Origin of the sequence: Shewanella sp. BF02_Schw, from assembly GCF_014596695.2 — a bacterium.
Taxonomy (GTDB): Bacteria; Pseudomonadota; Gammaproteobacteria; order Enterobacterales; family Shewanellaceae; genus Shewanella.
Window position 1 is genome coordinate 265798 of record NZ_JABKAW020000003.1, and the last position, 17950, is coordinate 283747.

Annotated in this window: 15 protein-coding genes and 3 tRNA genes; 4 read left to right on the forward strand and 14 right to left on the reverse strand. The window is 40.4% G+C overall.

Annotation, left to right across the window (positions count from 1 at the left end):
- Window positions 1–28: 28 nt before the first annotated feature.
- The 4 genes from tig to HNW13_RS13830 form a co-directional block, all read right to left on the reverse strand.
- Window positions 29–1333: a trigger factor gene (gene tig, locus HNW13_RS13815; protein ID WP_101087836.1), complete on the reverse strand. Its 1305-nt coding sequence runs from the start codon at window positions 1331–1333 to the stop codon at window positions 29–31.
- Between the two features lie 394 nt (window positions 1334–1727).
- Window positions 1728–1803, reverse strand: a tRNA-His gene (locus tag HNW13_RS13820).
- 8 nt (window positions 1804–1811) lie between these two features.
- Window positions 1812–1888 (reverse strand) — tRNA-Arg (locus HNW13_RS13825).
- Between the two features lie 85 nt (window positions 1889–1973).
- A tRNA-Pro gene (locus tag HNW13_RS13830) sits at window positions 1974–2050 on the reverse strand.
- A gap of 291 nt (window positions 2051–2341) precedes the next feature.
- Here HNW13_RS13830 and folD point away from each other — a divergent pair.
- Window positions 2342–3196 (forward strand): bifunctional methylenetetrahydrofolate dehydrogenase/methenyltetrahydrofolate cyclohydrolase FolD, encoded by an 855-nt coding sequence (gene folD / locus HNW13_RS13835; protein ID WP_101087834.1) that lies wholly within the window; start codon window positions 2342–2344, stop codon window positions 3194–3196.
- Window positions 3197–3294: 98 nt separating this feature from the next.
- Here the strand turns inward: folD and cysS are convergent, their stop codons facing one another.
- A complete protein-coding gene (cysS, locus tag HNW13_RS13840; protein WP_192116001.1) occupies window positions 3295–4677 on the reverse strand; it encodes a cysteine--tRNA ligase in 1383 nt (460 codons plus the stop codon).
- Window positions 4678–4820: 143 nt separating this feature from the next.
- Between cysS and HNW13_RS13845 the strand changes: the two genes are divergently transcribed.
- Complete coding sequence (locus HNW13_RS13845) at window positions 4821–5315, forward strand: peptidylprolyl isomerase (protein ID WP_011638050.1); 495 nt, start codon at window positions 4821–4823, stop codon at window positions 5313–5315.
- Window positions 5316–5317: 2 nt separating this feature from the next.
- Window positions 5318–6043 (forward strand): UDP-2,3-diacylglucosamine diphosphatase, encoded by a 726-nt coding sequence (locus HNW13_RS13850; RefSeq protein ID WP_192116002.1) that lies wholly within the window; start codon window positions 5318–5320, stop codon window positions 6041–6043.
- A gap of 65 nt (window positions 6044–6108) precedes the next feature.
- On the opposite strand, the gene miaE is transcribed toward HNW13_RS13850, so the two are convergent.
- The gene (gene miaE / locus HNW13_RS13855) at window positions 6109–6876 is read right to left on the reverse strand and encodes a tRNA isopentenyl-2-thiomethyl-A-37 hydroxylase MiaE (protein WP_192116003.1); all 768 of its coding nucleotides are present in this window, start codon (window positions 6874–6876) and stop codon (window positions 6109–6111) included.
- Window positions 6877–7235: 359 nt separating this feature from the next.
- Here miaE and HNW13_RS13860 point away from each other — a divergent pair, with 359 nt between their 5' ends.
- Complete coding sequence (locus HNW13_RS13860) at window positions 7236–7832, forward strand: Yip1 family protein (protein WP_011638064.1); 597 nt, start codon at window positions 7236–7238, stop codon at window positions 7830–7832.
- Window positions 7833–7908: 76 nt separating this feature from the next.
- On the opposite strand, the gene glnS is transcribed toward HNW13_RS13860, so the two are convergent.
- The 8 genes from glnS to HNW13_RS13900 all read right to left on the reverse strand — a co-directional run bounded on the left by glnS (window position 7909) and on the right by HNW13_RS13900 (window position 17950).
- A complete protein-coding gene (gene glnS, locus HNW13_RS13865) occupies window positions 7909–9579 on the reverse strand; it encodes a glutamine--tRNA ligase (RefSeq protein WP_192116004.1) in 1671 nt (556 codons plus the stop codon).
- Window positions 9580–9738: 159 nt separating this feature from the next.
- A complete protein-coding gene (feoB, locus tag HNW13_RS13870; RefSeq protein ID WP_192116005.1) occupies window positions 9739–12051 on the reverse strand; it encodes a Fe(2+) transporter permease subunit FeoB in 2313 nt (770 codons plus the stop codon).
- A complete protein-coding gene (locus tag HNW13_RS13875; RefSeq protein ID WP_011638067.1) occupies window positions 12044–12283 on the reverse strand; it encodes a FeoA family protein in 240 nt (79 codons plus the stop codon). Before HNW13_RS13875 ends, feoB begins: the two co-directional genes overlap by 8 nt.
- A 199-nt stretch (window positions 12284–12482) precedes the next feature.
- On the reverse strand, window positions 12483–13019 hold the full coding sequence (locus HNW13_RS13880; protein ID WP_162022717.1) for a GNAT family protein: 537 nt from the start codon (window positions 13017–13019) through the stop codon (window positions 12483–12485).
- 70 nt (window positions 13020–13089) lie between these two features.
- Window positions 13090–13368 (reverse strand): peptidylprolyl isomerase, encoded by a 279-nt coding sequence (locus tag HNW13_RS13885; RefSeq protein WP_101087820.1) that lies wholly within the window; start codon window positions 13366–13368, stop codon window positions 13090–13092.
- A 95-nt stretch (window positions 13369–13463) separates the two neighbouring features.
- Window positions 13464–15293, reverse strand: a complete 1830-nt coding sequence (locus HNW13_RS13890) for a DUF885 domain-containing protein (protein ID WP_192116006.1) — start codon at window positions 15291–15293, stop codon at window positions 13464–13466.
- A 789-nt stretch (window positions 15294–16082) separates the two neighbouring features.
- Window positions 16083–17330, reverse strand: coding sequence for a tetratricopeptide repeat protein (locus tag HNW13_RS13895; RefSeq protein WP_162022715.1), 1248 nt, complete (start codon window positions 17328–17330; stop codon window positions 16083–16085).
- Window positions 17330–17950 (reverse strand): energy transducer TonB, encoded by a 621-nt coding sequence (locus HNW13_RS13900; RefSeq protein ID WP_101087814.1) that lies wholly within the window; start codon window positions 17948–17950, stop codon window positions 17330–17332. The genes HNW13_RS13895 and HNW13_RS13900 overlap by 1 nt, the downstream gene beginning before the upstream one ends.

A 17950-nucleotide genomic window follows, 5' to 3' on the forward strand; every position in this document is an offset into this window, starting at 1 on the left:
GCGAACGGCTTGTTAAGTCAAGCTTAGCTTACGCTCGTCCGGTAGCCTTGTTCATAAATTCTTCAAAAGCGACGTCTTTAACTGTTACTTTTGATGATTTTAACAATGCTTCCACCGCTTGCTCTTCAAGCGCTACGTTGCGCATGTTTTGCATGAGTTCTTTGTTTGAGTTGTAGTATGAAACAACTTCAGATGGATCTTCATACGCTGAAGCCATAGATTCGATCAATGTATTAACACGATCATCTTCTGCTTTTAGTTCGTTTGTCTTGATCACTTCGCCTAATAGCAAACCGATTTTAACACGACGTTCAGCTTGTTCAGTGAAAAGTTCAGCCGGAAGTTCAGGCATATTTTCAGTTTGACCACCAAAACGCTGCATAGCTTGTTGACGAAGTACATTCACTTCACCCTCAATAAGCGCTTTAGGAATAGCGATGTCGTTTGCTGCAAGTAAACCAGTAATAACCTGTTCTTTCACATTCGCTTTTAACGCTTGCTCTAGTTCACGAGTCATGTTTTTACGGATTTCAGCTTTAAGTGCATCTAAGCCACCTTCAGCAATACCAAACAATGAAGCAAATTCATCATTCACTTCTGGCAGATTAGCCGCTTGAACTTCAGTCAAAGTAATAACGAACTTAGCCGCTTTACCTTTCAAGTTTTCAGCGTGGTAATCTTCAGGGAAAGTCACTTCGATTTCGAATTCATCACCTGTTTTATGGCCTACGATACCGGTTTCAAAACCAGGGATCATACGGTTGCTGCCTAATTGAAGTTCGAAATCATCAGCTTTTCCGCCTTCGAATTCTTCGCCGTCAATAGAACCGATAAAGTTCATTTTAACTTTATCGTCAGCAACTGCTGCACGTTCAACAGCGGCAAAAGTGGCATGTTGCTTACGTAATGTTTCAATCATAACATCAACGTCAGCATCATTAACTTCAGCTTTAGGCTGTTCAACTGCAATGCTATCTAAACCCGTTAGAACAACTTCTGGGTAGATTTCAAATGTTGCAACGAATTCAAAAGAATCACCTTCAGTTGAACCAGGAGTAAATACTGGTGCACCTGCAGGATTTAACTTTTCAGCTACGATTGCTTCAATAAAGTTGCGTTGCATCACTTCACCAGTGATGTCTTGACGAATGGCTTTGCCATAACGCTTGTTGATTTCGCCGATAGGCACTTTGCCTGGGCGGAAACCTGGAAGACGAGCACGCTTAGCTTCGCGCAATACATTGTCTTTAACCAATTTCTCGATTTGCTCAGCAGGTACAGAAATAGTTAGGCGACGCTCTAGGCCTTGAGTTGTTTCAACAGAAACTTGCATTGTTTTACCTCGAAATATGTCTGACGTTCTTTGTAATGGTCGACAACTCAACCATTAGATATTCGTTTCTTGACCATGGATTTAGCTCTGAAACCCAGCACAGCGATATTATTGATGCTGAAGACGCTGTTGGTACAGGTAGCTTATTTTTGATATTTATCAAGACGCGACATTATAGCTACCGTTTTTAACAGAGTCGAGCCTGAAAAGGTCGATTTACATGATAAAAACGCCGACTTATGTTCAATTTTGACGTGTTTGCACGTTTAATGTGCGAAATGAGTTTTTGACTTACGCTCAAAAGGACTAGGAGCAAAATAATTATCGTGACCAAATCAAACTTATCTGTACCCGTTAAAAGAGTTATACACGATAGTTTGATTTAATCAGAAAATGGGGTGACTGATGGGGCTCGAACCCACGACAACCGGAATCACAATCCGGGACTCTACCAACTGAGCTACAATCACCATTGAAATGGTACACCCGGCAGGATTCGAACCTGCGACCACCCGCTTAGAAGGCGGGTGCTCTATCCAACTGAGCTACGGGCGCATGGTTACAGTTAGATACTGCATCCTGTCTGGCTGAACAAGTTTACTTGTTCCGTTACTCACTGCAAGAGCAAATAACATTAATTTGGTCGGTGATAGAGGATTCGAACCTCTGACCCTCTCGTCCCAAACGAGATGCGCTACCGGGCTGCGCTAATCACCGAAAATATTGCTTTGTTTTCGAGGCAGAAATTATCTATAAACAATAACGATGTTGTCTCGAGAACGGAGCGCATATTAACGAGTCACCTAGCTATCGTCAACGATTTTTTTAACCCTTATTGCTATATGACGAATTTAGCAGCAAATATCGTGATTAGCATCATAGCGCGAATAGTTTATTCACTGTATTTTCCACGTCTAGCAAATGACACTCTTCAATACGCCTGCTAGAATAACGGCCGATCGACCATTGACTTCAACACCTGTGTCACTCAAAGGAAACTCTATAGCCATGACTGCTCAAATTATTGACGGTAAAGCCATTGCACAATCTATTCGCACCACACTAAAACAAAAAGTAACACAACGTAGACAAGCTGGATTTCGCGCGCCAGGACTTGCAGTTATTTTAGTGGGCAGTGATGCCGCATCTCAAGTCTATGTTGGCAGTAAACGCAAAGCTTGTGAGGAAGTCGGTTTTGAATCTCAATCTTTTGACCTTGACACCAATACAACTGAAGCAGAGCTTTTAGCGTTAATCGATGAATGTAATGCCAATCCAAGCATTGATGGGATTCTAGTGCAGCTGCCTTTGCCCGCCCATATTGATGACTCCAAAGTCATTGAACATATTCGCCCAGATAAAGATGTTGATGGATTTCATCCCTATAATGTCGGCCGTCTAGCTCAACGTATCCCAGTGCTTCGTTCTTGCACGCCGATGGGCATTATGACGTTAATAAAATCAACCGGTATAGATACCTATGGCCTGGATGCAACTGTGGTTGGTGCATCAAACATTGTTGGCCGACCAATGACACTAGAATTATTATTAGCAGGTTGCACAACGACAACCTGTCATCGTTTTACCAAAAACTTAGAACAAAAAGTGCGTCAAGCAGATTTATTAGTCGTTGCCGTTGGCAAACCTGGGTTTATTCCTGGTGACTGGATCAAGCCAGGCGCGATTGTTATTGATGTTGGTATCAATCGTTTGGAGAACGGCAGTTTAGTGGGTGATGTTGAATTTAATGTTGCCGCTGAAAAGGCTGCATTTATTACGCCGGTTCCTGGTGGAGTTGGCCCAATGACGATTGCAAGTTTATTAGAGAACACCCTATACGCATGCGAGCAATATCATAGTTAACTAAATCTCAGATAACTAAATCTCAGATAAGCAAATTATGCTGATTAATAACAAAAAAGCCTGCTATTGCAGGCTTTTGTTTTTATGCGCTAAATAAACTACTTTTTACGCCATGTGGTGCCGCTAGGGCCACCATCTTCTAACTCAACGCCTAACTCATTCAAGCGATCGCGAGCAACATCCGCAGCAGGCCAATCTTTTTCAGTACGGGCACGGTTACGTTCAACGATAAGCGCTTCAATCTCTGCCACTTCATCGTCACTGCCCTCCCCTTTAAAGAAAGCCTCTGGCGTTTGGCTGATAAGACCAAGCACATCTGCTAATTGCTTCAAGCTGACACCTAATGCCGATGCCGCTGCCATATCGGTTGTTTTAAGACGATTGATTTCACGTACCATCTCAAATAACACTGAATAGGCTTCAGGTGTATTAAAGTCGTCATCCATTGCCGACTTAAACTTGGCTACAAACGGTTCAGCAGGCGCAGCATCAACAGTTAAGTCTAAACCTTTAAGTGCTGTATATAAACGCTCTAGTGCTGCACGAGCTTGCTTTAAATTGTCTTCAGAATAATTTAACTGACTACGATAATGACCGGATAATAAGAAGTAACGTACCGTTTCAGCATCATAATGCTTAAGCACATCTCGGATGGTAAAAAAGTTGTCTAATGATTTAGACATTTTTTCACGGTCAACCATCACCATTCCGGTGTGCATCCAGTAATTCACATACGGAGTATCGTGAGCACAGCAAGACTGCGCAATTTCATTTTCATGATGTGGAAACTGTAAATCAGAGCCGCCACCATGAATATCAAAATGTAAGCCTAAATGCTTACTGTTCATGGCAGAACATTCAATGTGCCAACCTGGACGACCAGGACCCCAAGGTGATTCCCAGGTTGGTTCACCCGATTTTGACATTTTCCATAACACAAAGTCCATAGGATTGCGTTTAGCATTATCTATCTCAACGCGAGCACCGGCTTGAAGCTGGTCTAGGTTTTGACCTGACAACTGTCCATACTCAGGGAATGAGGCAACACTGAATAATACATCGCCATTGCTGGCTACATAGGCATGGTCGCGATCGAGTAAACGCTGAACCATATCGATAATTTCTTCAATATGTAACGTTGCTCGAGGCTCAAAATCTGGACGTTTCATGTTCAAGGCATCAAAGTCTTGGTGCATTTCGGCGATCAAACGCTCAGTAAGCGACTCACAAGATTCGTTGTTTTCAGCGGCCCGTTTGATAATTTTGTCATCAACATCGGTAATGTTACGCTGAAAATTCACCTCATAACCGATATAACGTAAATAACGCACTATCATGTCAAACGAAACAAAGGTACGCCCGTGACCAATATGACATAAATCGTAAATGGTCACGCCACAGACGTACATTCCGATTTTACCTGGATTTATTGGTTTAAATTCTTGTTTATCACGGCTAATACTATTGTAAATCTTTAACATCGATTGTTCTCTTTTACACTAATTTATAACGGGAAATGTTAATGCTGAGTTTAGCATGATGTCACCTGTTTTGAACACTGCACTTTATGCGGCAGTTAAGATAAGTTAGAATCGCGCAAATTATTATTTTCAAGTGAGACAACATGATTACTTTACATACCAATATGGGCGATATTACTTTACAGCTAAATGAAGAAAAAGCGCCAATTACCGCGGCTAACTTTATGCAGTATGTTGAAGATGGTTTTTTTGAAGGTACTATTTTTCACCGTGTTATTGACGGCTTTATGATCCAAGGTGGTGGTTTCACTGAAGATATGAGCCAAAAAAGTGTTAAAGCATCAATCAAAAATGAAGCCAACAATGGTTTATCTAACCGTAAAGGCACTGTTGCCATGGCACGTACTTCTGATCCGCATTCAGCGACAGCACAGTTTTTTGTTAACGTGAAAGACAATACTTTCCTTGATTTTAAATCAGAAACTTCACAGGGCTGGGGTTACTGTGTATTTGGTGAAGTGGTTGAAGGTTTAGACATTATTGAAACAATCAAAAATGTTGCCACTGGTAATAATGGTATGCATCAAGATGTACCATTAGAAGCCATTGTGATCAAAAGCGTTAGCGTTAAAGCGTAATTTTGAAGAAAACAATCTTCGTAGGCGATTTGCACTTAAGTGCAGATCGCCCAGATATTACACAAGCCTTCATCTATTTTCTAAACCATGGTTTAGACAATACTGAAGCGCTTTATATCATCGGTGATCTATTCGAAGTTTGGATGGGTGATGATATTGCAGAACCCTTTACCATTGCCATTGCTGAAGCAATCAAAACAGTATCGAACTCAATACCTGTATATTTTATTCATGGTAATCGTGATTTTATGGTTGGCAAACAATTTTGCCTACAAGCAGGCATGAAAATATTACCTGAAGTCTATTGTATCAACTTGTACGGTGTTAATACTGTGATTTTACACGGTGATAGCCTTTGTACCCTTGATATTGCTTACCAGCGATTCAGGCGCTTTAGAAGTCTTGATTTAGTTCGTTGGGTTTACTCTCACCTACCTAAAAAGACACGCTTAAACATTGCCGCAAAAATTCGTCAAAAAAGTGTTCAAGGTAATCAGCAAAAACATTATGAAATCATGGATGTTGAGTCAAGTGCGGTAACCGCGCTACTGGCTCGTACTGATTGTCAAAGAATGATCCATGGTCATACTCATCGCCCTGCTATACATCAACTAACTGCACAAGAACAACGTGTTGTGGTCGGTGATTGGTATACTCAAGGCAGCGTGCTAAACGTCAGCGAGAAAGGTTGCGAGTTAGTAACATTACCCTTTTCCGAAACAAACTAGGCTCACTAAACAGTATCAACGTTGATATCATCAGTGAGTCTTGGTTTATATCTCGCAATTGTTGGCTATTGTGGCGGTAAACCACTGTGAAAACGAAACTCGCTATCTTCTGTCAAAATTAATTCCATTTCTTTTTCGCGAAAATAATCAATGCGTTCACTGATATCTTCACCGGCAATATCCTCAGCAAGAGCCAAATAATCTTGAAAATGTCGCGCTTCTGATCGAAGTAATGAAGTATAAAACTTAGCGAGTTCATCATCTAAATGCGGCGCAAGTTTGGCAAATCGTTCACATGACCGCGCTTCAATAAACGCGCCAATTATTAACTTATCAATTAACGTAAGTGGCTCATGAGTCCGCATATGAATAATTAACTGTTTGGCGTAACGACCGGCACGAATATTACTGTAATCAATACCACGCGCAGTCATAATCTGTAAAACTTGTTCGAAATGATGAAACTCTTCTTTAATCAAACGAACCATTTTACTCATTAAATCAGTGCTGTTAGTGAGGTTTTTATTGGTTATTAATTCACTAGTGATGTCGTTCTTTTTACTGTCGCGAGCTAAAAACTCGAGGGCATTACGGTCTTGTTGATAAACAAAATCTTCATAAGGCTTGGCCCAGGTCTTTAATAGATGTGAACTACTCTTGTCAATCGCATATTTGCGGATCATTAACATTGCAGTTTGCGCAGCTTTAAGCTCACAGTTGCAATGGTCAATCAGCAACGCGGTAAGTTGTTCGGGTTGTTTAGCTTGTTCGACCCAACGGTTTGGTGTCTCACAACCTAAAAAGTCGTAAATAGGGACAAGTAATTGCTGCATAAAATGGATAATCCTCTCAAAAATCTATGTTCATTTTACCTTTAGAGCGATCTTTTCTGAAACCAAAAACGTAATACAACTTGACGAAAGTCTATTTATGTTCAATAAATAAGCTGAGCATCTAATTTAACGATTTAATAACAGATGCCATCGATCACCTTAAATGATGATTCTAAATTGGGATAGAGTCATAACTTAACAACATAGATGTTGGCAATAGAACGATCTCAGTGTTATGCCAACACCATTCCCCTGTTGATAAGTAGATGTGGACTGATTAAGGCGATTGGTAAAAAGCTGTAGTCAGTTCGTCGTTGTTTGGCGAGCTAGGTCAAAAATGCTAAACAAGGATAACTATAATGGTATTGAATCACTTAATGGGACTTTACACTCATCCAAAAAAAGAGTGGCACACAATTGAAAAGAATCACGAAGCGCTAAAGAGCAGCTTGAGTCATGTATTGCTTATCGCGCTGATCCCTGCAATTTGTGCTTATTTTGCAACCGCACACATTGGTTGGCATCCCGGAGCTGGAGAACTTCTATTCCTAACCTCAAAAAGCGCACTATTCATGTCAGTTGGGATGTATTTCGGCTTAATTATTGGTGTTATGGCTCTCGCGTATTTAGCATATTGGATGGGCAAAACATTTGATGCGGATCCAACTTATACTCAAGCTCTCGAATTAGCGTCTTATACTGCAACCCCATTATTTATGGTTGGTTTGGCAGCACTCTACCCCGTGTTATGGTTCATTATGATCGTCGGCTTGATTGGCTTGTCTTATTCGGTTTACCTGCTGTATGCCGGTGTCCCTATTATTATGAATATCCCGGAAGAAAAGGGTTTCATTTACGCTAGCTCAGTGGTTACTGCGGGACTTGTGTTATTAGTTGCGCTGATGGCCAGTAGTGTTATTTTATGGAGCATTGGTTTTGGGCCAATGATGCAATAATTTATTGATTATTGATTATTGAAAAAATAAAACAAAAAAGGCGCATTCAGCGCCTTTTTGTTATTCATAATGCTGATTACGCAAAGGTATCTCTTAACGGTACCGTTAAGTTAAACACTAAATGTTCAGCGCTTGAATCTTTACTGTCAGCACAGAAATAGCCTTCTCGCTCAAATTGAAACGCTTTCTCAGCCGGCGCATTGACTAAGCCAGGTTCAACGAGTCCCTTCACTACTGTGAGTGAATTGGAATTTAGCACTTCATCAACAGTTTCAAAAGCTGCAGGATTTTCACTGGTAAATAAACGATCATACAAGCGAAACTCAGCAGGTTTCGCTGTTGAGGCTTCAACCCAATGAATCACCCCTTTAACTTTACGTCCATCTGCAGGGTTTTTACCTAATGTATCAGCATCGTAAGTACAATAGACGGTGGTAATATTACCATCTGCATCTTTGTCACAACGTTCAGCTTTGATGATATAGGCATTACGTAAACGGACTTCTTTACCTAAAACAAGTCGTTTAAAGTGCTTATTAGCTTCTTCTTTAAAATCTTCAACATCAATGAATAACTCACGTCCAAATGTCAGCTCACGAGTGCCCATGGCTTCATTGTTTGGATGAGCTGCAGCAATAATGGTTTCGGTTTCAGTATCTGAATAGTTCTCAATGATAACTTTTATCGGTCTTAACACGGCCATCGCACGAGGTGCATGTTCGTTTAATTCTTCACGAATACACGCATCTAACATGCCGACTTCAATTAAGTTTTCTTGCTTGGTAACACCAATACGTAAGCAGAACTCGCGAATAGAAGCTGATGTGTAACCACGACGACGTAACCCAGCGATAGTTGGCATACGGGGATCGTCCCAGCCATCAACCAGTTTGCGTGTGACTAAATCGTTTAGTTTACGCTTAGACATCAAGGTGTATTCAAGATTTAAGCGTGAAAACTCATATTGACGAGTGCGATTTGGTGCTTGGAAATCATTTAAATGATCTAATACCCAGTCATATAAACGACGGTTATCTTGAAACTCTAAAGTACAAATCGAATGAGTGATATTCTCAATAGCATCAGAGATACAATGAGTAAAATCGTACATTGGGTAAATGCACCACTTGTCGCCTGTTTGATGATGATGAGCAAATCGAATACGATAAATAATAGGATCGCGCATACACATGAAAGGTGATGCCATATCAATTTTGGCACGCAGTGCACACTCACCTTCTTTGAACTCACCTTTACGCATTTTCTCAAATAACGCGAGGTTTTCCTCAACACTGGTGTCACGGTATGGGCTGTTTTTACCTGGCTCTTTTAATGAACCTCGGTACTCTCTGGTTTGTTCGCCATTTAAGAAACAAACGTACGCCAACCCTTTGGTAATGAGCTCAACTGCATATTGATGTAGTTGATCAAAATAGTTTGATGAATAACGGATATCGCCAGACCATTCAAAGCCTAACCAACGCACGTCTTCCTGAATAGACTTAACATAATTGATGTCTTCTTTTTCAGGGTTTGTATCATCAAAACGTAAGTTACATTGACCTTGATAATCTTTTGCAATACCAAAATTTAAGCAAATAGATTTAGCATGGCCAATATGTAAATACCCGTTAGGTTCTGGTGGAAAACGTGTATGTACTTGGCTGTGCTTACCGCTTTTTAGGTCTTCGTCTATGATATTACGAATGAAGTTACTTGGACGTACTTCGGTGTCCACATGACTCATGGAATTCCTCTTGGCGCACAATGGCAATATGAATAAAAATAGATGATCCTACAGATCTTAAGTAGTTACAACTGCTAGCACTGAAAAAGTTAGCTTGTTAAAGCAAATAAACCCAGCAAAGCCGGGTTTATTGTTTAAATCAATCATCAATACGGTTAACTATTCCGTGACAATACGTATTCCAGGAATAATTTGTTGTGATTTGCGACCTTTCTTATTCAACCAGAAATAAAACACAACCAAGGCCGCGGCAAAGAAACAGATCCAACCAGCAGACTGCACCGGATGCTGAGTAAATGTAGCCCCCTGATAAACCACAGTTGCAGAACCATAGGCTAATGAAAATGTCCAAATAGCAGCAAAACGGGCCCACTTAGCACCAAACTCATGTACCAAAGCTCCCATTGCAGCCACACAAGGCGTATAAAGCAAGATGAACAACAAGTATGAGAATGCGGCGATCTGGCTTTTAAAGCCTGTTTGAAGCGCACTGAAGGTAGATGTATCAACAGATAACTCCATTGCTGCTTCATCTAAATCTGTGATACCTGCTATCGCAATTGATAATGGGTCACCAGGTTCAATACCTAATAAGTTTGTTGGAATTGTCGCTAAGCCGACTTTAACACTGTCCCAAATAGACAATAACTCTTCATCATCACCTGCTGAGGTGCTGTATAAACTGTTTAATGTACCGACTACGGCTTCTTTAGCAAAAATGCCGGTAATAATACCAACCGTTGCAGCCCAATTGTCTTGTTCTATTCCCATAGGAGAAAACAGCGGTGTGATTTGTTGGCTAGCAACACTGAGCAAAGACTCTTTACTGTCTTCATGACCGAAAGATCCATCTGTGCCAATAGCATTAACAAAGTTAAGCAGTGTCACCACAATAATGATGGTTTTACCGGCGCCCATAATAAAGCTTTTAGTTCGTTTAGTCGTACGAGACAACACAGCTTTAGACTTAGGCATTTCGTAGCTTGGCAATTCCATAACAACGGCACTGCTTGTGCCCGGCAATACCGTTTTGCGCAGTAGCAAACCGGTGCCAATAGCGGCAAAAATACCAATGATGTACAGTAAAAACACCAAATTCTGGCCTGATTGAGGGAAAAAGGCCGCTGCAAATAAGGCATAAACAGGCAATCTAGCACTACAAGACATGAAAGGCGCCATCATACCGGTAACGATACGTTCACGCTCACTGCCTAATGTTCTGGTTGCCATAATGGCAGGAACCGAACAACCAAAACCAACAATCATTGGCACAAAGGCTTTACCTGGTAAGCCAATACGGCGCATCAAGCCATCAACCACAAATGCTGCACGAGCCATGTATCCAGATGCTTCTAGTACTGAAAGGGCCAGAAATAATGCAGCAACAACAGGAATAAACGTCGCGACAGTTTGGATGCCTTGGCCAACACCGCCAGCTAAAATAGTCACCAGCCAATCAGGCGCTCCAATTGATGACAACAAGGCGCCAAAATGGTCAACAAAAATAGCTCCAGCGGTAATATCGAAGAAATCGATAAAAGAATTACCCACGTTAATACTGAATAAAAACATTAGGTACATAACAAATAAGAAAATAGGAATACCCAACACCGGGTGTAACACTACTTTATCAAGCCTATCTGTGGCGCTTATGTGTTTACCTTGATTTACTGATGCCTCAAACACCTGTTGCACAAAATCGTATCGGGTTGTGGCGATCATAATATCGATGTCTTCGCCGGCTTGCTCTACTCGTAAAGTGCACTGCTTTACTGTGTCGTGTAATTGTACTTCACTTGTTCCACAGCCATCTCCATGGCTATTGGCTAAAATAGCAAGTGCCTGCCCACGGCTCAGCTCAGTAAGACCTTGGCTATCATTTTGCATCTGCAGTGCAGTTACACTTGCTTCAATATCAGTGTGGTACTGCAACATTAATGATTGTACAGAGTCACCTTTTTCCAACAGTGACATTAATTCAGCTTGTAGTTGTTCTACATCTGCTTGATTTCGTGAGCAAATTGCAACAACAGGACAACCTAAACGTACTGACATGTCATCAACATTAATGTTGATCCCCAGCTTTTTAGCTGCATCAATTTTATTAATAACAACAATAATCGGAATACCTAACTCACGTAATTGGGTGGTTAAATACAGATGACGTTCAACATTTGTGGCATCAACTAGGTTGATGATTGCATCGACTTGTTGATTAGAAAGATAAGCTTGAGCAATTTGTTCGTCTAATGAACAATCGCAGCTATTGCCTGCGGGAAGTAAATCGTAGATGCCAGGGAGATCGGTAAGAAAAATATCCGTCCCTGAATAATTTATCTTACCCGTTTTCTTTTCGACGGTAACACCCGACCAATTGCCAACCTGCTGGCTTGCACCAGTAAGTGCATTAAAAAGAGTCGATTTACCAGCATTGGGATTACCCACGGTGACACAATGAAATTGTTTAGTCATTTTTGAGCACTACCTCGATGATATCGGCTAAATCACAACGCATACATAATTTACTGCCACGTAAATCTAATTCAACACCCGAGCCCATAGGGGCTCTTCGTATAAAATGAAAACGAGTATTGGGTGTAATGCCCATGGATAACAATTTACGTTTAACAGTTTGCGGTAACGTTAATTGACCTATTTCAGAGATAATCGCCTGATCACCAGGCTTAAGTTCACTCAGCTTCATGTAACACTACCTTCAACAACATTAATAACGTTAAAAATTTTATCGGAACTAAACAAGTTAAACTCAAATCTAGATCAAAGTTTCACTTGTTAACGAGAATAGTTTTCAGTTGTATTACGTATTATGTGACAAATGCCCGTTAGAATATAGTGCGACAAAGGTTTTATTTTGTTTTGAGGCTAAACGGACTAAAAATTGGTCACGTTCTCTGTGCGGTCAACAACCCCATGTAACAATCATCGGTCCATTTACCATCTATACAGTTATTCTGTTTTAGCACCCCTTCCAAAACAAACCCCACCTTCTCTAATACATTACGTGAAGCAATGTTTTCTTGAGCACAAAGGCCAATGTATTTATGCATACTGAATTGTAGAGCACCCCAATCAGTTACCGCGCGTAAGCTTTCACTAGCGAACCCTAATCCTTGCTGTTCTGGCGCAATGAGATAGCCTACTTCTGCCCGCCTTAGCTGTGCATCATCACATCTAAAACCAATAAGTCCCACGGCCTGACTATTATCAATTCGCTCAATAACAAGCGTTAACCAATCTCCTGACTCAAAAAGCCATACCGCTTTACGCTGCTCAAATTTAGCGACAATATCTGATTCAGATTCAATGTTTCTAATATGCTGATTAACACCTTTATCAAGATGTAAACGTAAAAAAAATGCCCAATCTCTACTGTGCAAATTTCGTAATTTCAGCCGATCACTATAAAGATTTATGTCCATATACCCTCTAGTTTTTTTCAATAAAAATGGCAGCCTAAGCTGCCATTATTTATCACGGACTCAATAATGACTAGCCGCGACTGGTCACTTCAAGTAAATGAAAACCAAATTGAGTTTTTACTGGGCCTTGAACAACATTTAATGGTGCACTAAATACCACTTCGTCAAATTCTTTAACCATCATGCCTGGTCCAAAAGAACCTAACTCGCCACCCTGCGCACCAGATGGGCAAGAAGAATTTGCCTTGGCTACGTCAGCAAAATCAGCACCAGCTTCGATCTGTTGCTTGAGTGATTCGCATTGTTCCTGAGTGCTTACGAGTAAGTGTCTAGCAGTTGCTTGTACCATAATTTGGCTCCTAAAATATAATATAAAATAAAAATGTAACACTAACATAATGACAGAACGATGACATACATAAGTCACCGTCCTTTTTACGGCATTTATTTGGCTAGTTCAGCTTTTATCCAATCAGCAATTTTGTTTTCCATCACCGCCATTGGTAATGATCCTGACGTGAGTAATTGATCATGAAAACCTTTTAAATCAAATTTTTCACCCAAGGCCTTTTCTGCATCCGCTCGTAAGCGCAAAATAGTTAACTGACCGACTTTGTAAGATAGTGCTTGGCCTGGTATGGCCATGTAACGCTCCACTTCTGCAACAATATCAGACTCCGCCATTGGAGAATTGTCTTTCATGTATTGAATAGCTTGTTCACGACTCCAGCCTTTCGCATGAAGTCCTGTATCTACGACTAAGCGCATTGCTCTTAACATTTCATCAGATAACTTGCCGAAATACTGATATGGGTCGTTAAATACGCCCATCTCAATCCCTAAGTACTCTGCATACAACGCCCAACCTTCTTCAAATGCAGTGTAACCCTGGAAGCGCTGAAACTGTGGAACATCAGTTAACTCTTGCTTAATGGCAATCTGAAAATGATGACCGGGAGCAGCTTCGTGCAATGACAAGGTTGTCATACCCCATTTGGGTTGTGCTTTTAAGTTGTAAGTATTGATATAAAAAACACCTGGGCGTGAACCGTCAACTGCTGGTGATTCATACGATGCGCCAGCGGCAGATTTCTCACGAAAACTCTCTACAGGCTTAACAATATAATCAGCTTTGGGCATCACATTAAAATACCGAGGCAATACTTGATTTATATGCTCTTTAATCGTCATATAGCCATCAATTAAATCTTGTCGGTCAGTAAAAAAGTACTGCGGCTCTGAAGATAAAGAAGCAAAAAATGCAGTTAAATCACCTTTAAAACCAACTTGTTCTCTGACCTTGTCCATCTCAGATAGAATGCGTGCAACCTCAGAAAGACCAATTTGATGAATTTCATCCACTGACAAAGTTGTTGTTGTATGGCTATTAGCTAAATGTTGATACCAATCTTTACCATTTGGCAGTCCCCACCAACCATCTGAAGCACGAGAATTGGGTAAATAGACATCTTTTACATAGTCTCGTAACTGAGTCAATGCAGGTAATAGTTCAGAATCAATAAGTTGCGAGTATTCAGTGGTTAATTGTGTTTTTTGCTCAGCAGTAAAGCTTTCTGGCAGTAAATTAATTGGGGAATAAAACAAACTACTCTGTGCATCTGTAACAAGTTGAGCGTCTAACTGAGGAATAATCCGCTCGACAAGCACTCGAGGTAGTACAACTTTACTTGCTATACCTTCATCCATACGTTGCTGTGCAAGTTTAGTCCAGTTAATAAACCCACGTAAGCGGCCTAACCAATTTTGATAATCTTCAACAGTCTTAAATGGTTGAGCACTTTCACCACTGCCCAACTGGACCATAGTAAATACTGTGCTATAAAACTGATTAATAGGTAAGAAGTACTCTGGATAAGTTTCGCCAATAAGCTCCATATTACGATCATAAATAAACATGTCGTAACTCAACTTAAGTGATGCAGGAAGCTTATCAACATCAATCGTTTTAGCTTGACTAAAGTAACGGCTATTTAAATTATGACGAGCCTTTAAATACTCTTCAGTTAATGCTCCACCGAATTGGTCGTTATAGTCATTAACTCCCACAAAGGTGGCGTAAATCGGCTCAAGCTTTAATTGATCATTAAAAAAAATATCAACCATTGTCAAATACTGCTCTGAGGCAGATTGAGGCATAACGGCAGCACTAGGTTCGGCGGGGGTTTCAGGCGTAGATGAGACAGTAGTCGCTTCAGAACAACCTTGAGCGACCAATAATAAGGACACAGTCAATGCCAGCAATGTTTTATTCATTTTTATTATTCCTTAACACAATTTAACTCACGCCTTATTAGCGTGTCGATTTATCTCGATGTAACTCACCTGAGCTCAGGATAAAAACAGTTATCAAACGCTCCTTGTCTGGCTAACTGTTTTATATCGACTTGCAATAGACTAGCTATTGACGCGTCAATACACCTTGTTAGCAAAACAAATGACCAGTTTGATATGACATAGGACAAATGTTGTCATTTTGCCTTACTTATCCAATCTCTTAACCCGAGTCGAGGTTAACTATTTAATCTCGATAAAAATATGATTTAGTTATTACGCTTAAAAAAAACAGGATATGGGGGTTTCATTACCACGTATGAGTATCCTAATTAGAAGTGAATTTATCTCACGCCCAATCACCACTACTCTACACCTGAGCATATTATTAGATAGCACAACATAAGCTCTCACTAACAATGCCCGACCTTGTCTACTTAAGTGTATAAAATACACTTACAATCAGGCTTACTCGTTCTGGATAACGTATTTCTAATATGTAATATCGTTACTATATGCCATACATGACTAAGCAGACATCATCATTTCACTTATTGTATCTTTGCATGGCGGTACATGAAACTAAACTTCATCAAATACACACTATCTAACAATTTATTGATTTCGAATATCAGTCAATACGTTAATTCAATAAGATTCGAGCCATTAATACAGCAAAATTAATAGCCTAAATACAATAAGAATGATGAGAGCATTTTCATGAGAAAATAAAAAAGCCCCTAAAAAGGGGCTTTTTAAATCAAGCTTAGATTAAAGCGTTACGTTGTGAATCCGAGCTTTTTCTTTGATATAAGAAATATAGCTCTTAGCACTGCGTTCAGTCTTTTTATCATTAGCGGCAAGAACTGCACGGTTATAAGCAGACTTATACTTTTTAAGGCTCAAGTATGCTAAAGCTAGCTCAAATTGAGCTTCACCCGGGTTATCAATACCAGCATCAAGTGCTTTTTTAAGCACCGGAATAGCTTCATTGTATTTTTGTTCTAAAGCAAGAATACGACCTTGTTTTAAATACAGTTCACCCTTATTACTAACTGCAGCAGCTTTGCCATAATAGTAAGCAGCTTCTTTTAGCTCTTTAGCATTATGATAAAAACCAGCGAGTGTAGTTAAACTCTTCTCGCTTTCAACAACTAAACCAGACTTCATGTGCTTTTCAAAAATGGTAGCAGCTTTATAAGGCGAACCTTTTTGCGCTAACAATTGAGCCAAACGAGTAATATTACTGTCCGTCTCTAAAAAGCCATTTTTATATGCTAAATCATATGTTGCTAGTGATTTATCATAGTCTTCAGTCATCAAGTAAAACTGAGCTAACTGAACCCAGAGACGTTTATCGTCTTGGAACAAAGGCACCATAGTTTCTAACACTTTTACGGCTTCTTTGTACTTTTTCTGGTTGAAGAAAGCGGTTAACTTCATTTGATACAAGCCTTTATCAGGCGATTCAGCTAAAGTTAAACCTTTGTCAGCAACTTGCAGTACTTTATTCCAATCTTTTAACTCAGTGTAGGCAATACCAATTCGACGATACATTTGCGCATCAGCCTTACAGGTAAAATCCATCCACTTGTAATAATATGGAATCGCTTCTTTAAACTGTTTCTCTTGTAATAACAAATCAGCATACAAACGCATTGTTGCAGCATGATCTGTACCACCAAGAATGTCAGCATCAACAGCAGTCTTTAAATATTTGATTGCTGTCTTCATCTGACCTTTTTCAGCATAGAAGTTACCTAACATACGATCGACATACGCTTTGTCGAAATCGTTTTTAGCATTAGCCTCAAGCAAAATTGCAATCGCTTGGTCTAAATTCCCTTCGGTATATGCTTCAAAAGATTTTTGAACTTTTTTTGCAGCGCTTTCGCCAACAGCACGAGATTGACGTTTGTCAATCTCACACTTTTCCGCAGCAACTACAGAGCTAGACAATAATGCACTTCCGCAGACTGAAAGTAATAACGCTGTAGCGATACTAGTAACTTTACGCATTATCTACCTCCCTTCTCTAGTGTGAAGTCCAGTTGTACTGTCATACCACTTTGTCTTAATGGCTTGCCATCGACAATCTTTGGTTTGTATTTCCATTTTTTCAATGCGCGAATCGCTTCACGATCGAATAAACGCTTAGGTTCAGCTTTGATAACAGAAACGTCATCAACACCACCTAGTTCGTTAATTGTAAAGGTAAGTTGAACCCAACCCTCTTTACCATCACGAGCAGCAGCAATTGGATACTGGGGCTCAATACGAACGATAGGGGTAGCATCACCATCACGGGTCATCATGTTACCAAGCTTGAAACCAGTACTTGGTCCACCAGATTCGATTCCACCCATATTGAACGCCATATTAGTGTCAATATTAGATGATGAATCAGGCGGAGTAGTATCCGGCTTCGGTGGCTGCTCCGGTGGTGGAGGTGGCTTAGGTGTAACCCTTGGTTTTTTCTGTGCCTTCGAATCCTGTTTATCCATCGTAATTTCAATAACAGGGGATTCCACTGAGTCGCCGTTGCGTTGTGCGCCGCCGCCGACCAGGAAAGCCATGAAAGCAAACAGCCCAAAAGTCACTGCAGCACCAATGATTATTGATACGAGTGCTCTTAGCAT

Bases quoted from the DNA above. Each gene is read 5' to 3' on its own strand.
- tig (WP_101087836.1), bottom strand. From the start codon at position 1,333: ATGCAAGTTTCTGTTGAAACAACTCAAGGCCTAGAGCGTCGCCTAACT.
- folD (WP_101087834.1), top strand. From the start codon at position 2,342: ATGACTGCTCAAATTATTGACGGTAAAGCCATTGCACAATCTATTCGC.
- cysS (WP_192116001.1), bottom strand. From the start codon at position 4,677: ATGTTAAAGATTTACAATAGTATTAGCCGTGATAAACAAGAATTTAAA.
- HNW13_RS13845 (WP_011638050.1), top strand. From the start codon at position 4,821: ATGATTACTTTACATACCAATATGGGCGATATTACTTTACAGCTAAAT.
- miaE (WP_192116003.1), bottom strand. From the start codon at position 6,876: ATGCAGCAATTACTTGTCCCTATTTACGACTTTTTAGGTTGTGAGACA.
- HNW13_RS13860 (WP_011638064.1), top strand. From the start codon at position 7,236: ATGGTATTGAATCACTTAATGGGACTTTACACTCATCCAAAAAAAGAG.
- glnS (WP_192116004.1), bottom strand. From the start codon at position 9,579: ATGAGTCATGTGGACACCGAAGTACGTCCAAGTAACTTCATTCGTAAT.
- feoB (WP_192116005.1), bottom strand. From the start codon at position 12,051: ATGACTAAACAATTTCATTGTGTCACCGTGGGTAATCCCAATGCTGGT.
- HNW13_RS13875 (WP_011638067.1), bottom strand. From the start codon at position 12,283: ATGAAGCTGAGTGAACTTAAGCCTGGTGATCAGGCGATTATCTCTGAA.
- HNW13_RS13880 (WP_162022717.1), bottom strand. From the start codon at position 13,019: ATGGACATAAATCTTTATAGTGATCGGCTGAAATTACGAAATTTGCAC.
- HNW13_RS13885 (WP_101087820.1), bottom strand. From the start codon at position 13,368: ATGGTACAAGCAACTGCTAGACACTTACTCGTAAGCACTCAGGAACAA.
- HNW13_RS13890 (WP_192116006.1), bottom strand. From the start codon at position 15,293: ATGAATAAAACATTGCTGGCATTGACTGTGTCCTTATTATTGGTCGCT.
- HNW13_RS13895 (WP_162022715.1), bottom strand. From the start codon at position 17,330: ATGCGTAAAGTTACTAGTATCGCTACAGCGTTATTACTTTCAGTCTGC.
- HNW13_RS13900 (WP_101087814.1), bottom strand. From the start codon at position 17,950: ATGCTAAGAGCACTCGTATCAATAATCATTGGTGCTGCAGTGACTTTT.